Source organism: Rahnella bonaserana, from assembly GCF_019049675.1.
In the GTDB taxonomy this organism is placed as follows: Bacteria; Pseudomonadota; Gammaproteobacteria; order Enterobacterales; family Enterobacteriaceae; genus Rahnella; species Rahnella bonaserana.
This window is the reverse complement of record NZ_JAFMOW010000045.1, coordinates 23756-45815: the sequence shown is the minus strand read 5'-3', so window position 1 is coordinate 45815 and position 22060 is coordinate 23756. Positions and strand designations below refer to the sequence as shown.

General features: G+C 53.2%; 15 protein-coding genes. 5 read left to right on the top strand and 10 right to left on the bottom strand.

The annotated features are described in order from the left end of the window. Nucleotides 1–139 precede the first annotated feature (139 nt). From gntR to J1778_RS01305, 5 genes are all read right to left on the bottom strand, one after another. Nucleotides 140–1135, bottom strand: a complete 996-nt coding sequence (gene gntR / locus J1778_RS01325) for a gluconate operon transcriptional repressor GntR (protein ID WP_217171675.1) — start codon at nt 1133–1135, stop codon at nt 140–142. A gap of 105 nt (nt 1136–1240) precedes the next feature. Further along, on the bottom strand, nt 1241–2158 hold the full coding sequence (locus tag J1778_RS01320) for a LacI family DNA-binding transcriptional regulator (protein ID WP_217171657.1): 918 nt from the start codon (nt 2156–2158) through the stop codon (nt 1241–1243). Between the two features lie 13 nt (nt 2159–2171). Then, nucleotides 2172–3554, bottom strand: a complete 1383-nt coding sequence (locus J1778_RS01315) for a glycoside hydrolase family 1 protein (protein ID WP_217171656.1) — start codon at nt 3552–3554, stop codon at nt 2172–2174. 60 nt (nt 3555–3614) lie between these two features. Continuing rightward, complete coding sequence (locus J1778_RS01310) at nt 3615–4943, bottom strand: PTS sugar transporter subunit IIC (protein WP_217171655.1); 1329 nt, start codon at nt 4941–4943, stop codon at nt 3615–3617. Next, nucleotides 4940–5263, bottom strand: a complete 324-nt coding sequence (locus J1778_RS01305; protein WP_112289202.1) for a PTS sugar transporter subunit IIB — start codon at nt 5261–5263, stop codon at nt 4940–4942. The genes J1778_RS01310 and J1778_RS01305 overlap by 4 nt, the downstream gene beginning before the upstream one ends. A 469-nt stretch (nt 5264–5732) precedes the next feature. Here J1778_RS01305 and J1778_RS01300 point away from each other — a divergent pair, with 469 nt between their 5' ends. After that, nucleotides 5733–8054: an autotransporter family protein gene (locus tag J1778_RS01300; protein ID WP_238484511.1), complete on the top strand. Its 2322-nt coding sequence runs from the start codon at nt 5733–5735 to the stop codon at nt 8052–8054. A gap of 63 nt (nt 8055–8117) precedes the next feature. On the opposite strand, the gene J1778_RS01295 is transcribed toward J1778_RS01300, so the two are convergent. After that, complete coding sequence (locus J1778_RS01295; protein WP_217171653.1) at nt 8118–8813, bottom strand: pirin family protein; 696 nt, start codon at nt 8811–8813, stop codon at nt 8118–8120. 239 nt (nt 8814–9052) lie between these two features. Here J1778_RS01295 and J1778_RS01290 point away from each other — a divergent pair, with 239 nt between their 5' ends. From J1778_RS01290 to J1778_RS01280, 3 genes are all read left to right on the top strand, one after another. After that, nucleotides 9053–10837, top strand: a complete 1785-nt coding sequence (locus tag J1778_RS01290) for a hypothetical protein (protein ID WP_238484510.1) — start codon at nt 9053–9055, stop codon at nt 10835–10837. A gap of 366 nt (nt 10838–11203) precedes the next feature. Further along, nucleotides 11204–13054, top strand: coding sequence for a hypothetical protein (locus J1778_RS01285; RefSeq protein ID WP_217171652.1), 1851 nt, complete (start codon nt 11204–11206; stop codon nt 13052–13054). Nucleotides 13055–13441: 387 nt separating this feature from the next. After that, the gene (locus J1778_RS01280; protein WP_217171651.1) at nt 13442–13951 is read left to right on the top strand and encodes a GNAT family N-acetyltransferase; all 510 of its coding nucleotides are present in this window, start codon (nt 13442–13444) and stop codon (nt 13949–13951) included. Here the strand turns inward: J1778_RS01280 and J1778_RS01275 are convergent. Then, nucleotides 13948–15174: an MFS transporter gene (locus J1778_RS01275; protein ID WP_217171650.1), complete on the bottom strand. Its 1227-nt coding sequence runs from the start codon at nt 15172–15174 to the stop codon at nt 13948–13950. The genes J1778_RS01280 and J1778_RS01275 overlap by 4 nt on opposite strands. 197 nt (nt 15175–15371) lie before the next feature. Here J1778_RS01275 and olsF point away from each other — a divergent pair, with 197 nt between their 5' ends. Then, nucleotides 15372–17072 carry a bifunctional ornithine lipid synthase OlsF gene (olsF, locus tag J1778_RS01270; protein ID WP_217171649.1) on the top strand — a complete coding sequence of 567 codons (1701 nt, stop codon included), beginning with the start codon at nt 15372–15374 and terminating at the stop codon, nt 17070–17072. A gap of 73 nt (nt 17073–17145) precedes the next feature. Here the strand turns inward: olsF and J1778_RS01265 are convergent, their stop codons facing one another. From J1778_RS01265 to J1778_RS01255, 3 genes are all read right to left on the bottom strand, one after another. Then, nucleotides 17146–18360, bottom strand: a complete 1215-nt coding sequence (locus tag J1778_RS01265; protein ID WP_217171648.1) for a serine hydrolase domain-containing protein — start codon at nt 18358–18360, stop codon at nt 17146–17148. A 279-nt stretch (nt 18361–18639) separates the two neighbouring features. After that, nucleotides 18640–19815 (bottom strand): HlyD family type I secretion periplasmic adaptor subunit, encoded by a 1176-nt coding sequence (locus J1778_RS01260; protein ID WP_217171647.1) that lies wholly within the window; start codon nt 19813–19815, stop codon nt 18640–18642. Continuing rightward, entirely contained in the window at nt 19812–21986 is a 2175-nt protein-coding gene (locus tag J1778_RS01255) for a type I secretion system permease/ATPase (protein ID WP_238484509.1), read from the bottom strand. Before J1778_RS01255 ends, J1778_RS01260 begins: the two co-directional genes overlap by 4 nt. Between the last annotated feature and the right edge of the window lie 74 nt (nt 21987–22060).

Below are 22060 nucleotides of genomic sequence, written 5' to 3'. Positions count from 1 at the left end.
AAAAAGCCACAGGTGAGCCGTCGGTGGCGCAGCCAATTTGGATTCGGATGGAGCGCAGGCCCCGGAACGTACACGTAGTACGTGAGGAGGACGAGCACCACCCGGATTCAAAGTGGCAAGTAAACCAGGCTCATGCAAATCAGATACTTCCACCCGCAGATATCGTAAACCCTACATCCACCATTCTCGGCACCACTTCTTCGCCGCGTAATCTTGCCAGCAGCCGTTCAGCAGAAATCTGCCCCATTCTTTCGCGCGGCGTGAGTACGCTGGCCAGTGGCGGTTCCATCGCCTGTCCCATGTTGTGACCGTGGAAACCGGCAATCGCCATTTGTGATGGGATTTTCAGCCCCTGACGCTGGCATTCAAAGAATGCGCCCGCCGCAAGGTCATCGTTGGTGCAGAAAATACTGTCGATTTTCGGCCAGTCTTTTTGCGCCTGACGCAGTAATTCCGCACCACCGCTGTAACTGGAAGACCGGCTGGTCATCACGCTGTAAGGCTCCAGCCCGGACTCGCGCATCGCCTGCTCGTAACCTTGCTGTTTGATGATCGTACGTTCGTCCTGACGTGCGCCGAAATACACCACATGCCGATGGCCGCGCGCGATAATTTGCTGCGTCATCTGCCGTGCGGCCTCAAAGTTGTTGAACCCGACCGCCAGATCGACGCACGGCGACACGCAATCCATCATTTCCACCACCGGAATTCCGGCCACTTCGATCATCTTCAGCGTACGCGCCGTATGATGGCGCTCGGACAGAATAAGCCCGTCAATATTGTAGGAAAGCAGTGAGGTCAGACGCTGTTCTTCACGCTCCTGGCTGTAGCCGTAGTGCGCCAGCATGGTCTGATAGCCGTGAATATCGGTCACGCTTTCGATGCCGCGCAGCACTTCGGCGAACACCTGGTTGGTCAGCGACGGCAGCAAAACACCGATGGCGCGGCTTTTAGCATTAGAGAGAATATCCGGCGCGCGGTTGGGGATATAACCCAGCTCATCCAGCGCCGCAGAGATCTTTTCCTGCAACGCGCCGGATACCTGTTCAGGATTACGCAAATAACGGCTGACCGTCATTTTGGTGACGCCCACCTTGTCGGCAACATCCTGGAGTACGGGTCTTTTTTTCTTCATATTCATCAAAGAGATGGGCCGCTGAAAAGGTTAAGGGATCAGAGAGTGATGTTAGCAAACAATCGCGCAGTCGGATATCCGTTGCTGCGCGACATGAGAGGTTTATCAGGAAGGTAACGAAAGCTGGCCGCGAACCGGTGCGCGCAGGTTCGCAGAAAACTGTCCGGTCAGTAACGCCATCGCACGTTGTGCCAGTGTTTCCAGCGGATACGCAATCGCCGGAACGGCAGAAACACCCGGCGGCAGCGTGCTGTCGAGGCTGAACACCATCACATTTTCAGGCACGGCACGCCCGTGCTGTGCAAGCTGACGGACTGCGTCCTGCGCGGTAGCATCGTCCGGCACCAGCAGTGCGTTAAACGGCACGTTCTGCGCCAGCAGTTGCGACAATCCCTGCGCGCCGCTGTGGACCAGCCGCCGGTCATAAGGCAGCAGGAATTTCTCCAGCGCGAGGTGATATCCCTGAAGGATTTGTCCGGCGGTTTCATGACTCTCCGGATTGATCAGGGCAATCTGTCTGCGCCCTTGTTTCAGCACATACTGACAGGCGGTTTCGGCGGCAAAGCTGCGGTCAAAATGAATACTGCGCTCTGAATCCGTATCCAGGCAATCAATGGTAATGACGTTTTCAGGCAATACCGGTAACGGAAAACGCGCGCCAATCACAATCATCGCATCGCACAATCCTCTGCCGATTTCGTCCACGGAATGCGTGAGGCTCGCTGCGTCGGTGGCAAACCGCAACAGCAAATACTTCTGATTCAGCCGCAGCTCTTTTTCCAGCGCATGCAGATAACCGGTGGACTGGTTAATGTTTTCCGTCGCACAAATCACGCCAATGCAGCCGGTGGACTGCGTGGAAAGCGACTGCGCAATCACGCTGGGTTTGTATTGCAGCGTTTCTACCGCCTGCATTACGGCCAGGCGGCTTTCCTCTTTGACACCGCGGCTGCCACTCAGGACACGGGACACCGTCGCTTTCGACACCTTCGCCAGCCGCGAAACGTCGTTAATGTTTGCCATGTCTTTACCTGCGTTAATCGAAACCGTTATTTTTAGAAACCGCTGCGAACCATTCGCCGCTTTTCTTCACTGTGCGTTTCTGAGTTTCCAGATCCAGCTGGATGAAACCATACCGGTTTTTATAGGCATTCATCCATGACCAGCAGTCAATAAATGTCCACATATGATAGCCGAGGCAGCCGCTGCCTTCCTGCAACGCCCGGTGCAGCCATTTCAGGTGCCCGCTGACAAACTCGATGCGGTAATCATCATCAATCCGGCCATCCTTTTCGAAGCGCAGTTCATGCTCCACACCCATACCGTTTTCAGAAATGAAACAGCGCGGGTTACCGTAGTTTTCCCGCAGATTGGTCAGAATGTCGTAAATGCCCTGCTCGTAGATTTCCCAGCCACGGTGCGGGTTCATTTTGCGCCCCGGCATGACATAGTTATCGAAGAACCATTCCGGCATAAACGGACTTTCAGGGTTGACCATACTGTCGCGGCACTGAATACGGCGCGGCTGGTAATAGTTGATACCGAGTAAATCTACCACGCCCTGTTGCAGCAGTTCTTTATCACCCGGCTGACAGGCCGGAAGCTGATCGTGTTTTTTCAGCAATTCCACCAGCTCCTGCGGATATTCACCGCGCAACGCCGGATCGAGGAAACTGCGGTTAAACATCAGATCCGCAATATTGGCAGCTTTCAGGTCTGCCGGATTTTGCGAGCGCGGATAAGATGGCGTGAGGTTAAGAATGATGCCAATTTCACCGCCGGAATTGCGGGCGCGATAGGCTTTCACCGCCAGGGAATGCGCCAGCATGGTGTGGTACGCCACTGTGGCGGCACGCTTGAAATCCACCACATTCGGGTAATGGAAGTCATACAGATAGCCGCCTTCCACCGGCACCACCGGCTCATTGAAGGTAAACCAGTGCTTCACACGGTCGCCGAATAATTCAAAACAGGTATCGGCATATTTTGCGTAAGCCTGAACGACTTCGCGGTTTTCCCAGCCGCCGATCTCCTGCATCGCCATCGGCATATCAAAGTGGAACAGATTGATAAACGGCTGCACGCCCTGCGCCAGCATTTCGTCGATCACCTGATTATAAAACGTGACCGCTTCCTGATTGACTTCGCCACGTCCGTTGGGAATTAAACGTGCCCAGGAAATCGACGTGCGGAAGGTGTTGTGGTTCAGCTGTTTCAGCAGCGCGATATCCTCGCGCCAGTTTTTATAAAACGTCGACGTATCCTGCGGGCCGACATCGTTGTGAAAACGCGTCGGCTGCTGGGAATACCAGTGATCCCACACCGTCGCGCTTTTCCCGTGACTCAGGGTTTCACCTTCCGTTTGCGGCGCTGAGCTGGCACTGCCCCACCAGAATTCTTTAGGAAATGCGTATTTCATTGTCATCCTCGCTGTCCGTTAGCTTTACGTTTTTAACTGTGAATCTTTTACAGAGCATTGTTAGCTGTTTGCCGGCACGGCATTGCCCGCCGTTTGTGCCGTGGCTTTTTCCGCTTCCTGTTTCAGCAACGTACGTTCATAGGCTTTCAGGAACGGGTAGTACATTACCGCTGATAACACCATACAGAACAGGCACATAATTACCGGACTGAATGCCCAGTTTGCGGCCCATGACGCACCAATTGGCGCAGGCGTTGTCCAGGGTGTGAGCGAGACCACTTGCGCGACCCAGCCCAGTTTGGTGGCAGTGTAAGCAAAAATAGCGTTCAGCATCGGCACCAGTGTGAACGGCAGGAAGAACACCGGATTCATGATAATCGGCGTACCGAACAGGATCGGCTCATTGATGTTGAAGAAGCTCGGCACCACGCCCATCTTGCCAATAGTGCGCAGATGCACGGCCTTGCTGCACAGCAGCAGAATCGCCAGCGGCAGGGTCGAACCAACGCCGCCAATCAGCAGATAGTGATCCCAGAATCCTTGCAGATAGATGTGTGGCAGCGGCGCGCCGGCCTGTAGCGCCGTCTGGTTCAGCGCCAGATTGGTCATCCAGAACGGGTTCATGATGCCGGTCACAATCAGCGCACCGTGAATACCGGCAAACCACAGCACCTGGCAGATAAACACCGAAATCAAAATCGCCGGCAGGGAATCCGAGGCGGAAACCAGCGGTGCCAGCAAGTGCATGATGGCTTCAGGAATAATCATGCCGGTCGCAGACTGAATAAACAGATTCAGCGGATGTAACGTCGCGACAATCACCACCACCGGGATCAGGATTTCAAACGAACGCGCCACGCCGGTCGGCACTTCTTTCGGCAGACGGATGGTGATGTTGCGGCGTTTGAGCAGCGCATACACTTCGGCGGCATAAATGGCCGTCAGGATCGCGGTGAAAATGCCTTCGCCGGAGAAATACTGCGTCGAAATTTGTTTGTCATGATAGGGCGCTGCCACCAGCAGGAACGCCATAAACGCCAGCAAACCGGTCATGATAGGGTCGAGTTTGTAATGCTTACCGAGGCTCGCGCCAATCCCTACAGAAATAAAAAAGGTCATCACGCCCATGCTCAGATACCACGGCAACATCAGCTGTTCGCGGTATTTCAGCGACAAATCCAGCCAGCCGCGTGCGAAACCCCAGGTGGTGTCCGGCGAAAATGGCGGGAAGATAAACACCAGCATGAACGAGCCGATAATCATAAAAGGCAACGCCGCGATAAACCCGTCACGAATGGCGATAACATGCCGCTGCTGGCCGACGCTGCCCGCCAGGGGTGTGATGTGTTTTTCGATGACGTTAACCATCGCCTGATAAAGGCCACTCATACGCGGCTTCCTTCCTGCGCGATCAGGCCATAAGCGAAGTCGAGCACGTTGTCGCCACGCTGCATGCCGTAATCCATCATGTTGATGGTTTCGACCGGGATATTGAATTCTGCCGCTCTTTTGGATAAATCAGCCTGCATGTAACGCACCTGCGGTCCGAGCAACACCACCTGATAATCGCGGAATTTTTCGTCAAACTCGCTGGCCCCGAATGCGTCGATCTGCACCTCTTCGCCGCGCTCTGCCGCCACTTCTTTCATTTTGCGCACTAACAAACTGGTCGACATTCCCGCCGAACAACAAAGCATGATTCTTTTCATTTTGCTTCACTCCCAGATGATTTATGTTCTGCCCGTTTCTACCTGCTGAGGGTATTTGAGGCGTTATGGAAACCGGTTTCCATGGCTTCCGGGGAAATGTGCGAGGCTGTTCATAAAATTTAACGGCGATTGTCCGGCGATGTGAAATGTTTCACATTTTGAGCAAATGTCATTCGCGCAGAAAAAAAGAGTCGCTACGGGGAAAACCAATAATAATTATCACCGGAGCATTAAATAACACATCAATAAAATATTTTACGTTGTCAAAAATAAAAACTAAATCTGATTAATATCATTGCCCGCGTTCTGTTAAAAATTGATATTGAATGATTTTATCCGTTGAGGGTTAATGAATACATTGTCCGGCATTCATCACCTGTTTTTTAAGGAATGCCCGATGCCGGCGTTTAAATACAGTCAAATAACCCGATTTATTATGCTGGCGTGTCTCCTGCCTAATGTGGTCATCATGAGCGCCAGGGCAGCGAATTACGTCGCGCCACTCCTTCTGACCAATAACCAGAAACTGACGTTCTCGACCAAAGATACCGTCAATATTGATGCAGGTAACGCATTGTTTAATTACGGTATTCTCGTTGAAAATGGCGCAGAAGCTACCTTGCTCGCGAATCAGTTTAACGCCAGCGGCAACCAGTTGGCCTCTGCGCTATATGCCCGCAACGGCGGGCTGATTAATATAGGCAAAGACTCTGTAGTAACGCATAGCAGCGCTCTGTCAGGTATTTCATATGCCATTCTTGTAGAAAATGAAGCAAGTGTCTTAAATATTAATCAGGCAACGGTTAATTCCAGCAGTGCTGCACTTTTCGTTTCCGACAAGGCCACCGCGAACATTATTAATTCCGCATTCACCAGTAATAACGTGGAAAATAGTATTGAAGTCAATAACGGCGCCACCCTCAATGCTGATGGTCTGACCGTTAACCATTCCGGTGAGATCAAGAAAGGGGCAAATATCCTGGTGGACGGCGCCCGCGTGAACCTGGTGAACACCCATTTTCTCTCTGAAACCCTGAGCGGCATAATCATTAAAAGCGCCCCCGAAGCGCACTCAGATCTTCAACTCAATAATTCGACGATGAATAATGCGCTTACCGGCATCAGTAAAATTTCAGACGGTGATGCCAGTATCGTCATCGATAATCAATCCATCGTGACAGGCATAAACACCGCGTTTGAGTTTGCCGGAAAAGGGGCCAGTGACGTGAGCGTCCGTGGCAAAAGCCAGATTACCGGCAATATTATCAATGCAGAAACGGCCAAAACCGATTTCACGCTGGATGACTCCGTGCTGACCGGCGCGGTGCAAAACCTCAGTTCACTGGCGCTAAATAACCAGTCGGTGTGGGATCTCACCGGTGACTCTGTAGTCGGTAATTTATCTGTGGATAACAGTCTGCTGAACTTTACCCCACCGCAGCAGGGGTCATGGCACACACTTACCGCCAGCACGCTTTCCGGTAACGGTGCGCTGAACTTCAATACCCAGCTCGGCAGTGATAACTCCCCCACCGATGTACTGCATATCCTGGGTAATGCCAGCGGCAATTTTGGCGTGCTGGTGCGCAATACCGGTGGCAGCGGTGCGCTGACAACGGGTGATGGGATCCGGCTGGTGCAGGTGGATGGCGATGACACCTCGTCGCTGAAATTGGTGAAAAAAGTCAGTGCCGGGGCCTACGATTATTATCTCTATAAAGGTGGCAGCAGTTCGTCAAAAGACTGGTATTTGCGCACTTATCTGGAGCCTGTACCGCCGCCGGAACCGGTGCCTGATCCGAATCCGGCACCAGAACCCACGCCGGAACCCACACCGCAACCGACACCTAAACCGGTGATCGCCTACCGGACGGATATCGTGGGTTACATTGCCGCGCCCTTTCTTAACCGGCAGTACGGCTTTAACTCCATGGGGTCTTATCACGAACGTACCGGCGACAGCGTCAAACGCGCTCAGGATGGCACATGGGGGCGCGTCGGCGGAACGCATGATAATTACGATATCGGACGCTTCAGTTTTGACAGCGATATTCGCTATGTGCAGATCGGCAAGGATTTGTATCAGGATGCCACCCCGCGTGGCAACGACGCGCGCGCTGGTGTGATGATTACGCTGGGCGATCAGAAAACCAGTACCTCGGACAGCGCCCGCAGTCTGATCGGTGAGTCCACCGACACCGGGGATATCTCCACCGATGCTTACGGCATTGGCGGTTATTACACCCTGAAAACCAACGAAGGTGCGTATGTGGATTTCGTCGGGCAATACACCGATTACCGCACTGATTTTCACAGTGAAAGCGACGCCAGACAGGATGGCTACAGTGTGGCGTTTTCAGCCGAAGGCGGCATCCCGCTTGCGATAACCCAAAGCTGGAGACTCGAACCTCAGACGCAGGTGATTTATCAGTATCTGCACATGAAAGGGTTCAGTGACGGTATCGCCTCGGTGGAAAAAACGACTGACAGCAGCGTGCAGGCACGGGCCGGTCTGCGACTTTCTCATCTGCCGCAAATAGATCAGCCTGACATTACGCCGTACCTGAACCTTGATGCTGTATCGACGTTCAGCGATGCCCCCGCGGTCACTATCGGCAGTACCCGTATTTCGCCTGACTTTACGCAAAGTACCTGGAAAGCGGGCGGCGGGATCACTGCGTCGCTGAGCAAAAGTGCGGCCTTTTATGCCAGCGCAAATTATCTGCGGGGATTTGACGGTAAACAGGAAGGTTATCAGGGCAATATCGGCATTAACGTCAGCTTTAAATAAAGAATTCAGGATGCAAAAAAGGCGATGCCCTTGCATCGCCTTAAACTTTTGACTTACCTGTTATCAGACCGGTGGCAGATCAAACAGCAGGATTTCACTGTCTTCGTCCGCGTGAACGGACAGCGCCGTTTCATCCCAGATCGCCAGGGCATCGCTCGGGCCTGCTTTCTGGCCGTTAACAGAAACCGTGCCTTTAACGACCTGGATCCACACGCGGCGTTCAGCCTGAATCTGATATACCGACTGTTCATCTTTTTTCAGCGCCCAGCGGGACAATTCCATATCCTGGAAGACTTTCAGTGAGCCATCGCGGGCATCAGGCGAAAGCACCAGCTGGCGGCCCTGCGGCGCATCAAACATGCGTTGTTCATAACGCGGTTCCAGCCCTTTCTGATTTGGAATAATCCAGATCTGATACAGGTGCAGTTTACGGTCAGGGTTACCGTTGTATTCGGAATGCGTCACACCAGTACCGGCACTCATAATCTGGAACTCACCGGCCTGGATTTGTTCTTTATTGCCCATGCTGTCCTGATGTTCTACGGTGCCGTCGAGCACGTAGGTCAGAATTTCCATGTCTTTATGCGGATGCTTACCAAAACCCTGCCCCGCATCGATGAAATCTTCATTGATCACCCGCAGCGCGGAGAACCCCATAAAGTTCGCATCGTAATAATCGGCAAAAGAGAAGGTATGCCAGCTTTCCAGCCAGCCGTGACTTGCGTGACCGCGTTCTTGTGCTTTGCGTAAGTAAATCATGTTCAACTCTCCTCAATGTTTTCTCTAGTCTAGTCAACGGCTGAGAATAAGAAAGCGTAAAAACTTCACCCCTCTGTTCAAAAAATATGAACAAATGCAGGTGGCTCATTCCAAAGGATTTGAAGAAACTTAAGGCAAATTTTTTCTCACGCACGTTGATTAATGGCTGATCCGAACAATACTCAAATATTGAATACATTCAGGAAAATCCATGTGACGTCTGTTTTCTGGAAATTATCATGATCAACCGCCGCGAGCTGATCGCGGGAATAACCGGTGGGGTCGTCTCTGCCGGATTATTTAAATCCGTTGAATTAAATTCAGATAATATCATTAGCGTCAGCAACATTATGGCGTTAAGGGATCTCTCTGCGCCTGCCAACAGAACCTGCGCCGTGGTTTTGGGATATCACTTTGCCGGGAATGGCGCGCCAAAACTGGTTTACTGGGATGCCAGTAGCGAGAAAACAGCCAATCAGGGCACCGTCATTTCTTCGCTTAAATCCGCTAAAGGCCGCTGGTTGCAATTACATGACGGCGTCATGGACTTTCGCCAGTTCGGCATATTTAACGGACAGAACGCGGCAGATGCGGCACTGGATGCGATGGTCAGTGATCCGCTTATTCACCGGATAGAAGCCCATACCTCGCTGAATTTCCTGTCACGCCACCGCTTCAACCGTTCGAATATCACCCTTGATTTTCATAACCAGACAGTGACCGCCGCAGGGCTGGAAAGGCTGGCCGATCCCAAAAATAATTATCTTGCCGCTATTTTCTCTTTCACGGGTCTGGCTGAAGAGCAAACAAGAGTCTCCGTTCTCACGGAGCCTTTGCCTTTATTATCTGAAATCTATCCGGTCGGGGACAGCAGCTTATATCCTGTCGGTCAGTGGTATTGTTTGGAATCTGACAGGCTGACCGGCCACTGGGAACGAAAAATACAACGACTGGTGCAGGTGTCCGAACAGATTGATGAAACACATATCCGGCTAAATTACCGAAACGGCTGGGTGCTGGACGCACAAAGCCAATTATACTGGCGCAAAGTCACGCCGGTGGAAAATGTCTGTATCCGGAATATGCAATATATCGAAGAGGGGCAGCTGGCGAACAACAGTTCTCAGCCTGTCACCTTTGAATATGCCATTTATTGCGATGTGCTCAATGTTCATGCGCAGGGTACCTTCTGGTCAGTTATTTTCCGCCGCTGGAATACCTTCTTTCGCACAGAACACTGTTCGCTGACCAACCCGCCTTCTGTTTCCTGGGGCGGCGCAGGCTATCTGACTCAACAAATTTACTGTCAGTATGGCGTGATCAGCGACTGTACAACCTCTAATGCGCGGCATCTTAATGACCTGACCGCCAGCTCTTCCTGTGTGGTAAAGAATTGTCACAGCAACGGTGACAGTTCCGGTGCTTTCGTGACACACGGTCAGTATGAACATGATCTGCACTTCTCGGCCAATTCCGGCATCCTGACGCTGGCCAACTCCGGTAAAGCCTGGGGCCAGTCGGCGGCACGGGTTGTCGTCAACCACCACCGTTGCTCTATGCTGACGGCAGACACACATATTACGGATCTGACCTTAACGGATGTCTGTATTTACCGGAATGCGGAACAGGATAATCTCGGTATATTGCGCCTCAACTGTGACGGCCTGACGGTGCAAAATTGCAGTGTCAGCGGAGAACTGACGTTACTGCAAAACAGTCAGCTCAGTATCAAAATGAACGTGTTTGAAAACTGCGGATTTGTGCTGGATCCGCGTCATGATTCCACGATCAGTAATCTGGCACCGGACGATCCGTTTATTGTTTCTCATCAGGCGGCTGAAGCCCGAAATTCTATTAATGGACGTTCGTTGCTGTATTTTTCTCATTGCCAGTTCAAAGGAACAGACAAAGATGTTTCGCTGTTAATTAAAAATAAAGAAATTAGCTTTAACGCCTGCCGTCTTGAAAATGTGTCCCTTATTTTAACCGCAGATGAACCGCAGATGAATCGCAGAAAATCGTAATTAATGGCGATACCACGCTGGCCGGCGATCAGGCGTCCCGGCCTTTACTTTCGCGCACCGGCGACCATCCGGTAGCCTGGCGGTTAGGCCCTCTGCAAAGCGAAGTGACGGGTGACGATCAGATTCATATTCAGATTGAGGCGGGTATTAATCATTACCAGGCACATCACATGACATTTATGCAGGTTAAGCGGTTATTTTCAGATAAGGCATTCTCCCGCCCTTCTTATTTCATCGAACAGAATAATACCCTGATAAATACCACATCCGTTGTGTCAGCCAGTACAGGGCCGCATATTGTGGTTGAAAACACGGAGGTATAACAAAATAAAGTGGCTCACCCATGAGCCATAAAAGGAATCCTCGATGAAAACGTTCAACTCTGTATCCGCGCTGAAGAATCATAAAATACGTCTGGATCATAATGTCTTCGTTAATGGTTATTTTCAGGCCGGTGACGGCGGCGGCGGCCATTATCACTGGGACAAAAACTGCGTTCTGCCCGCCAATAACGGCACAGTGATCAGTTCTGACCATTCGGCCAGCGGACGCTGGCGGCTTATCCATCAGGGCGTGGGGGATTTCCGTACCTTCGGCATTCTGAATGCGGAACAACCTGCCGACGATGCGCTGGATGCGTTAGTGAATGATCCGCAAATCACGCAGATTCTGGCGTTTACGGATTTGCTCTTTCAGCGCCGTCATCATTTCACACGTTCAGACATCACCCTGGATTTCCAGAATAACCGCGTTTTCACCACCGGCATTGCCAGCGCACCGGTCAACGACCCGTTTGCTGCCGTGCTGTTTTTCCAGGGCACCGTCACCGGCACGCCCGTCACCTTCACGCTGACAGAAACATTGCAGGAACAGACCGATATTTTCCCGGTCGCCGATTCTTCAGTGTTCAGCGTGGGCGACTGGTATGCGGTGCAGGTTGCGCCGGTGAAAGGCGCGGCGGAACGCGAGCTGCAAAAGCTGGTGGAAATCATTGCCATTCCTGACAGCACACATATTCAGACTGGCTATTACAACGGCTGGGAACTGCTGGCCGGCAGGGTGATTAGCTGGCAAAAAGTCGAACCGGTTGAATTCGTTACCATCAAAAATATGCAGTTCTCCGGGGCGGGAGATGATCAGATCACCGGCAGTCATCCGGTGGCGTTTGAATACGCGGTGTATGCCAACGTCGAAGGGATCCATTCGACGGGTTCTTTCTGGCCGGTGGTGATGCGCCGCTGGAATACTCATTATCTGACGCAACAATGCTCTCTCACCAATCCGCCGAATACGGCCTTTGGCGGTGCCGGATATCTGACACAGCAGATCTATTGCCTGTACGGTCATGTCAGCGATTGCAGCGTGGCGAATGCGCGGCATTTAAATGATTTCACGGCGTCGGCATATTGCCTGGTCGAAAATTGTCACGCCAGCGGACAGAGCGCGGAAAAAGGCCCGTTTGTCACCCACGGTCAGTACGAGCATGACCTGACCTACACCGGCAACTCCGGCCTGATGACCTTTGCCAATTCCGGCGTCACCTGGGGAGGCAGCGCTAAACGTATTAATGTGCGTAAGCACGTCTGCCCGTGGTTTGTCGCCCGCACCGGCGTGAGTGAACTGACACTGGAAGATCTGGTGGTGATTGCCAGCGAGACTATCCCGCAGTCCGGGATGTTGTGGGTCAATGCTGACGGTTTGCAGATGACAGGCTGCACCGCCGATCGCACGCTGATTATCAGTCAGGCCTCGCAACGTGCTGCGCGCCCGAATGTCATCCGTCAGTGCCAGTTTTCCCTGCTGGAGGACGGCGCACCGGTGCTGCAAAGCAACGTGACCGCCGCCATCACCTTTACCGATACGGTGTTCAACGGTATCGGCGGGCACTCATTCGACAGCACCGCGCCTGTAAATTTTGTGCGCTGTACGTTTAACGCCGCCACGCAATTTGCACCGCTGATCCTGAAATCTTCCACCCTGTCGGTTCAGGCTTCGCAGTTTAATCAGGTTGGCTTCACGCTTTCCGGCACGGAGCCAAAGCAAATCGATATGCTTTCCTCAGTCCTGACGCAGGCAACATTCGATTTCACCGACGTCACCGCACAACCCGCCAGCTCAGTGATGTTTCTCAACAACCGCTTATCAGGCAGCACCGTCATCGCCCAGCCTCCCGCCGGAGATCGGGTGATATGGCAGCAGAATATGATTTTTGCCTGACACGGGATTTTTCTAATTAACGTGTTTTTCGAAATAGTTTGAGTTGTGGACAGGCGGCCAGTAAGCGAATCCCCGGGAGCATACACAAGTATGTGACCGGGGTGAGCGAGCGCAGCCAACGCATCCACAGCTCAAAATATGAAGAAAAAAAAGCCAGCGCATAAGGCTGGCTAAATAATACTGGAAGCAATGTGAGCAATGTCGTGCATTCATGGGGACCCGTTTGACCTTGGTGTGAGGCCATCCCCGGAACGCATGGCAATAATAATCATTATCATTCGCACTTGTAAAGCATTTTTTTTCACCCAACATTCAATTGACAGTTTTCCTATACCTGATAAATATAGAGGATATTCAAGCAGTAACCACAAAAAGAGGAGTGTCGCCATGAGCGAAATAGTCATTCGTCACGCTGAAGCCGCAGATGCAGAGGCGCTTCAGCACCTATACGCTCAGGTTCCTGTTTACAGCGACACCCTGCAACTACCTTATCCGCCCGCCACGCTCTGGGAAGACCGGCTTGCTAACGCCGCGCCCGGCCGGTTTGCGCTGGTGGCGTGCATCGACGGCAAACTGGTCGGCAATCTGACATTAATGGTCGAGCAGCCGTGGCGACGCCGCCATGTGGCCACGTTCGGGATTGGTGTGGATACGCAGTTTCAGGGACGAGGCGTTGGCAGCAAGCTGATCGCCGCCGCCCTTGAGTTGAGCGACAAATGGCTGCACGTGACCCGCGTCGAGCTGACGGTATATGCCGATAACGAGGCTGCTATCGGGCTGTACAAAAAGTTCGGTTTCAGCGTTGAAGGCCTTAGCCCGTGCTACGCCCTGCGTGACGGCGAGCTGGTGGATACGCTGCATATGGGCCGCATTCGTGGCCTCCGGCAGGCGATTTAATCGTTACTGACCGAGGCGCTGGTTTCCGGCGAGGGCTGACGTAACAGCAACCGCAAACCCAGCGCCATCGCGATAAACACCAGCAATGCCGAGCCGGGATAGATCGCATCAATTCCGGCCTGCGCCATCAGGACACCCGCCAGCGGGCCGGTAATTCCCAGAGATAAATCCAGAAACGCGGAGTAGGTCGCCAGCGCGCTGCCCTGATTTTCCTGCGGCAATTTCTTCACCGCCACCACGCCCAGCGCCGGATACACCAGTGAGAATCCCACGCCGGTGATGAACGCACCCGCCATCGCCGCCCAGGCGGTCGGGGCGAAAAACACCATAATCAGCCCGAGGATTTCCACCACAAAACACGCCAGCGCCACCTGCAATCCGCCAAAACGCGTAATGCTGTTGGGCAGTAACAGCCGCATACCGACAAACGCCACGCTGAAGAAAGTCAGCGAGAACGCCGCGCCCGTCCAGCCTTTTGCAGCATAAAACAGGGTGATGAAGGTGGCGATCACACCAAAGCCGGTGGACGCCAGCGCCAGCATCATGCCGTACGGCAGGATCTTGCCCAGCACCTGACGGAACGGGATTTGCGTTGAGGCGGTGCCGGTTACCGGCGGTTTTCGCCATGCGGTGATCAACGCCGCCAGCGCCACCAGAATGATGCAGGCCGACAGCAGCGTCAGGCCGCCGAGACTAAAAATAAGCACGCCGAGCGGTGCGCCAATCGCCATTGCGCCGTACGTCACCACCCCGCTCCACGAAATCACTTTACCGATATGCAGCGAACCGACCACGCTGATGCCCCACAGCGTCGAGCCGGTTCCGGCAAAACTTTGTCCGGCACCCAGTAATATCCTTCCGGCACACAACAACGCCAGACTGACCGCCGGTGACGCATCAAATCCCAGCGCCAGCAGATAAAAAACACCGCTGAGCAGGCAACCGCTCAGCCCGAACATCACCACCCTTTTGGGTCCGATTTTATCGGCATAACGTCCGGCATACGGACGGCTCAGCAGCGTGGCGAAATATTGCAGGCTGATCACCAGCCCGGCCCAGAACGCGCTGTAACCGAGATGTTCATGCACATAACCCGGCAAAATCGCCAGCGGCAGGCCGATGGTCAGATAGTTGGCAAAGTTGAACACCAGAATGGAGAGAATTCGCAGCGTGGTCTTAGACGGGCTGACAGCAGCAAGGTCGGGCGAAGCAGGTTCAGGCATGGAAATTCGTGTCTCACGAAGAGGGTTCAGGCGTGTTGCGAAGCCATAAATGAGTCTTTGACTTTATTAGTAATTGATTACTTTCGCAACAAATTGAACCGCTGTTTTATTCAGCTTTCCCCGTACTGCCATCAAAGTGACACATCACTGTCATGCGCCCTGATTATGGTCGGGAGACTACAACCGGAGGACATCCTATGTTCAGCATGGATACCCTGTTTCAGGATCTCGACCCGCAGCACAAAACCCCTACCTGGCAACGCCGTCTGTTAAAAATCTTATTCCGCGAAAAAGAATTCCACCGCTTTGCCGGTCAGTATCAGCACCTGAAAGGGATTGATATGGCCGAGCAGGTACTTGAGCATTTTAATATTCGCTGTGAACTGACGGAACGCGACCGCGAGCAAATCCCGAGTTACGGCCCGGTGGTGATTGTCGCCAACCATCCGATTGGCACGCTGGACGGTCTGGCAATATTGCACGCAGTGGCGTCGGTGCGTCCGGACGTCAAGGTGGTGGCGAATCAGCTGTTGTCGCTGGTGTCCTCGCTCGGCAGTCTGATGATCCCGGTGGACAATATGGGCAACCGTACGCGGCGCAATCAGGTCACACAGATGCAGGAACATCTGCAGAATCAGGGCGTGCTGATTGTATTCCCGGCGGGTGAGGTGTCGCGCATGAGTTCCAAAGGCGTGCGCGACGGCAAATGGCACACCGGTTTTCTGCGTCTGGCGGCAAAAGCCCGTGCGCCGGTGGTGCCGGTACATATCAGCGGCAGCAACAGCGCGCTGTTTTATCTCACGTCGATGATTTACCGCCCGCTCAGCACGCTGTTGCTGGTGCATGAAATGTTCGGCCAGCGCGGCAACAGCCTGACGCTGAAAATCGGCGCACGCATTCCATACTCCAGCTGGCACGACGGACAGATGCAGGCGGGCGATCTGGCGGCGCGTTTTCGTAAACATCTTTACCGCCTCGGCGCAGGCAAACCGGGGCTGTTCCACACTGAAACCTCGATTGCCCGTGCGGAAGACCGCGCCGTACTGAAACATGCACTGGAAGCCAGCGAAGTGCTGGGCAAAACGCCGGACGGCAAAATGATTTATCTCTATCGTCGTCACGGCGAGGATTACGTCCCCGTTCTGCGCGAGCTGGGGCGTCTGCGGGAAATCGCATTCCGCGCTGTCGGTGAAGGCAGCGGTCGCCGCCGCGACCTCGACGGCTACGATGACGATTATTATCACCTGGTGTTGTGGGATCCGCAGGCGCTGGAAATCGTCGGCGCTTACCGGTTTATCCCGACGGCAGATCAGGTCGCCAGCAAAGGGCTGAGCGGCATCTACAGCCAGAGTCTGTTCCAGTACGGCCATCAGATGGATCCGATCCTGGCGCAGGGCATCGAACTCGGACGCAGTTTTATTCAGCCCGCTTACTGGGGCAAGCGCGGGCTGGATTACCTGTGGCTGGGCATCGGCGCGTATCTGGCGAAATATCCGCAGACGCGTTATCTGTTTGGCCCGGTGTCGATTTCCGGCGGCATGCCGCTGCCTGCCCGTGATTTGCTGGTGGCGTTTTATCGTCTGTATTTCACGCCGGCGCTGCCGCTGGCCACCTCCCGCCGTCCGTATCCGGCTTCACTGCCAGACGTGTTAGCCCAGTTTTGCGGCGACGATTATCAGGAAGATTTGCAGCGCCTGAAACGCTTACTGGCGAATCTCGGATGCAGCATTCCGGCGCTCTATAAACAATATTCAGAGCTTTGCGAAACCGGCGGCGTGCAGTTCATTGATTTCGGCAGCGATCCGGAATTCAGCAACTGTATTGATGGCTTAGTGCTGGTGGATCTCAGCCAGCTAAAACCGGCGAAGTTCGAGCGGTATATTGCCGTGCATCACTGATTCTGCAGGCTGAAAAGCAGAAACGGGGCCTGCTGGCCCCGTTGCATAGAGAAGCAAAATCTGACTTCAACTGTTAGTTATGGGCGTTTTCCCGATCCGGACATTTACCCTGATAATCATCGGCCATCGCCATTTTTAGCAGCAGATCATGGCCAATGTAATTACTCCAGTTGAAAGTATTTTGTAAAACGACGACCGCATTTTTATGTTTTTTATCAAAACCAATATAGCTGGAATAGCCGCCGATATACCCGACCTGATAGGTCATCTTTTGATTACTTTTCGTATCCGTCACCCAGGCAATATTGGCGGCTTCAATTTGTCGCGGATAATACACTTTTTCCGTCACCTGGATGGCCGCACTGAGTTCACCCGGCTGCGAATCATCAATATGAGCACGAAGATACTTCAGTAAATCATCGACATTGCTGTAGAGACTGGCGGCCGCCACCATATTCTTGTTGAAAGACCAGTCCGGCACCACTTCTCCGCGGCGGATAAACTTAGGCTGATCGCCCGCGTGACCGATGGCGCGGTAAGGATAGGCTTTGAGTTTTGAGCCGTAAAAACTGGTGTTGCCCATTTTTAATGAATCAAAAATAAAGTCATAAGCCAGCTGCTGGATATCTTCGCCGGTTTTTAATTTAAGAATATAGCCCAGCAAGGCGTAACCCAGATTGGAATACTGCGGTACCAGAACCTGCGGTTTTTTAAATGAAGAGAGATCGTTGAGAACGTCGTCGCTGTCCAGCTCATGATAGAAATTATCGCCGGTATAAAGATATTTCAGGAAACTCTCCAGCATATCCTTCGTCATATTCTGACGCGGCAGCCCGGACGTATGCGTCGCCAGCTGGAGCAACGTGATATTTTTGGCGTCATCGCTCAGTACAATGTTTTTCGGCAATAAGTCGGACAGTTTGTCATCCCACTTCAGTTGCCCTTTCGCCACCAGCCCGGCCACCACTTCACCGGTCACGCCTTTGCTGACCGAACCCAGCGCAAACAAGGTTTGCCCGTCAATTTTGTAGCCGTTCACTGCGTTGGTATAGCCATAACCCCAGGTGCGGGCAACGCCGTCATTTCTGATAATGCCAATCGCCAGACCGCTGGCGTTTTCCTTATGCAGGTACTTCTCTGCGACGCCATTGACCATGGCGTTAATGTCGCCGGTACAGGCAAGTTGTTTCACATCCTGAGGATTTTCATCGACATGCATGTCAGACAGCGTTCCGCACGCAGTCAGAAACAGAGGGAGAAGGACGATAAAGCGGTGAGGCTTGCTCATGATGCTTTTATTTTTTTCCGCTTTTGACCGGAGTAAGACGGATTGATCACCGCGTTTAACCCCAACGCCATTTTAAAAATAATGCTTACACATCAGTAAGATTGACAGGAAATACCCCGTCGGAATCATGCGCAGCTCAGGAAGAGTGCGCATTCTATAGCGCTGCAAATATCAATGACAACTGCCGGATGAAAGATTCGGATTTCTGAGCGTTCTGACTAAAGTGAAAAAAAAACTGCAGCGCTCAGGCTGCAGTTTTTCAGAGGGCGGCAAGGAAGATTAACGTTCCCTGAGCGCTTCGTTCATTTTGTTCAGCGGCTTCAGCAGATAATCAAGAATGCTTTTGTTGCCGGTTTTGATATCCACCGTCGCGATCATGCCGGGGAAAATATAGAACTTTTCGTGGTGTTTATTTTCCAGATAATTAGCGCTGGTTTTGATATTCACCCGGTAATAGTAAACATCCCGGCGGACTTCATCCTGGATCGTATCGGGCGAAATGGTGGTCACTTCGCCGTCGAAACTGCCGTAGATGGAATAGTCATAAGCGGTAATCTTCACTTTGGCTTTTTGCCCCGGATGAATAAATGCCACATCGCGCGGGGAAATCTGCGCTTCCACCAGCATCTGATCGTCGATCGGAACCAGCGTCATCAGCTTGCCATTCGGCGGAATTACGCCGCCGACGGTATTCACATCGATATTCTTCACAATCCCTTTGACCGGCGAGAAGAATTCCAGACGATTCAGTGAGTCTTTACGCCCTAAAATCACCGAGCGCTGCGCTTCAATCTCGGCGTTGGCCTTAGCCAGTTCTTCACCGGCGCGCACGTGATATTGCGTTTCGAGATCGGTCGCTTTGCTCTCCATTTCATTAATCTGGCGTTGCAGACGCAGCACTTCCACGTCACTGGCCGCGCCCTGTTTGACCAGTGGCACGGTCATCGACAGCTCACGACGGATCAGGGTCACGCCCTGTTTCAGGCCTGTTAACTGCTTTTCCAGACTGTTGCGGCTGGAGTTGTACAGTTCGGTTTCTGATTTCACCAGCTCCGGCTCGTCATCCAGCTCTTGCGGAAACACCAGCGGCGTGTTGTTGATCTGCGCCGTTAAACGCGCCGCCGTCGCCAGCGCGGCATGTAAACGCGCCACGCTTTCCTGTACGCCGGATTCAGTTTTGGTACGGTCGAGCTGCGCCAGACGCTGCCCGCGTTCCACCACTTCGCCTTCCTGCACGTCAATCGAGTGAACGATACCGCCTTCCAGCGACTGTACAATCTGCTCGTGAGAAGAAGGAATGACTTTTCCGGTGCCGGTGGTGACTTCATCCAGGGTATAAAAATTCGCCCACAGGAAAAAACTCAGCAGCATCAGCGCCAGTGCCCAGACCAGAATCGTCGAGCGCGGCAGGGAGTTTTCTGCCAGCGACCGGTGATGTTGTTTGCGTCCGTTCATGCTGAAACCCCCTTGCTCTGCGCCGCTGCCGGTGCCGGTGCCGATCCTTTTTGCCTGAAATGCTTGTTGAGGATTTCGTCTTTGTTGCCGTCGAGAGAAATCCGTCCGTTATCCATGACGATGATGCGATCCACCAGTTGCAAAAGCGCCAGACGGTGCGTAGCGATCACCAGCGTTTTGTCTTTTGCCCAGCCGGAAAGCTGACTGATCAGATTCCATTCAGAAATTTCATCCAGCCATGCGGTGGGTTCATCAAGCAACAGAACCTGTGGCTGCGTGATGATATTGCGCGCCAGTAACAGCGACTGACGCTGACCGCCGGAAAGTCCGACGCCGCCTTCATGAATGAGGAAATTCAGGCCGTTCTCTTTTTGCTGCACAAACGTCAGCGCACCGCTGATAACCAGCGCCTGATGAATTTCTTCGTCGGTGGCCTGCGGGCGTCCCATGGTGATATTGTCGCGCACCGACCCGAAGAACAGGCTGGCATTCTGGTTATGCAGCGCAACGTCACGGCGTAAATCCGCCGGATCAATCTGTTTAATATTGACGTTATCCAGCACCACCTGGCCCTGCTGAACCTGCTGCATGCCCGCCAGCACCTGCAACAGCGTCGATTTCCCCGCGCCGTTTTTGCCCAGCACGGCGATTTTCTCACCCGGTTTGATGTGCAGTTTTGCAATCGTAAGATTGGCGACCTTCTCTTCCTCATCGTAATAAAACACCGCGTCATGCAGCGCGTAATCGCCGGTGATTTGCGCCTTGTGCACCATCTTCTGACCGTCTTCCTGATCAATCGGACGCTGCATCAGTTCATCCAGGCCCTTACGCGCGACTTTCGCCTGCTGCCAGCGGGAAAGCACGCCGGAAATCTGCGCCAGCGGCGCAATGGTACGTGAGGCCAGAATTGTGGTACCCACCAGCGCACCGGTGGTCATATCGCCGCTCATCACCAGATAACAACCGACCAGCAGCACCACGGCGTAGACGATGGACTGCACTTCCTGCGTCCAGGTCATCAGCATGCTGGTCAGAAAACGCTGACGCATACTGATATCCGCCGACACTTCATTGCAGTGATTCCACTGGTTCTGAAAACGCTGTTCGGCGCGCATGAGTTTGATGTCTTCCAGCGATTCCACCGCTTCCACCAGCGAGGCATTACGCACCGCCGATTCGCGCATCCCTTCACTGGCCAGTTTCGCCAGCGGTTTCTGGATCAGTAATCCGGGGATCAGCAACAGCGGCAGCGCCAGCAGCACGACAAACACCAGCGGACCGCCAATCATCCACAAAATCACCGTGAACAGCAGGAAGAACGGTAAATCTGAAATCACGCTGATGGTGGTCGAGGTGATCAGTTCACGTACCGATTCCAGCTCGCGGATTTGCGAGATAAAGGAGCCAGTGGATTTGGAACGGGCACCGTTTTTAATGCGCAGCGCACGGCCAAAAACGCGGTCGGAAATACGCAAATCGGCGCGTTTACCCACCACATCCGAGATATGGACGCGCACCATGCGCATCACAAATTCAAAGGTGATTGCCAGCATCACACCGGCAAACAGCACCCACAGTGTCGGGATAGATTGCGACGGCACCACGCGGTCATACACCTGCATGGAAAACAGCATACCCGCCAGCGCCAGCACGTTGGCAATCATCGACGCCAGCATGATGTCGCTGTAACGACGCCAGTCTTTCAGCGCCAGATCCCAGAACCAGTTTTTCTTGTACGGTTTGATGTAGTTATCAACGCGCGCATCAGGAATGGTATGCAGCGGTCGCAGCAGCGTGATGCTTTGCGCCCGCTCAGAAAGTTGTTCAGACGTCAGGATGGTTTCCAGCCCGTTATCTTCAGTGAATTGCACGGCACACTGGCCGCTGGCGTCCAGATGTGTCACCACACCCAGGCGGCCATTATCGAGCGTGACCACAAACGGCACACTGACGGGATCCAAATCACACGGGTGGAAATCACGGGTCACGCGCCCCAGCCCGAGTTTTTTTGCCATTTCATCAAGCACCACGTCGGCCGGTGAACCCATTTCCCACGCAAGGGTGGCTTTAACGTGTTCTTCTGAATAATCCAGACGGTAGTGCTTCGCGATATCGAGCATGGCTTTCAGCCAGCCGGTGTAGCCTTTATCTAACATGGTGTCTTTTTTCATCTTCATTCGTCCCTAATTCATTCTTCCTTCACGCTCATTCCGGAACATGAACAGGCCATCCGCAGAAGCGGAAC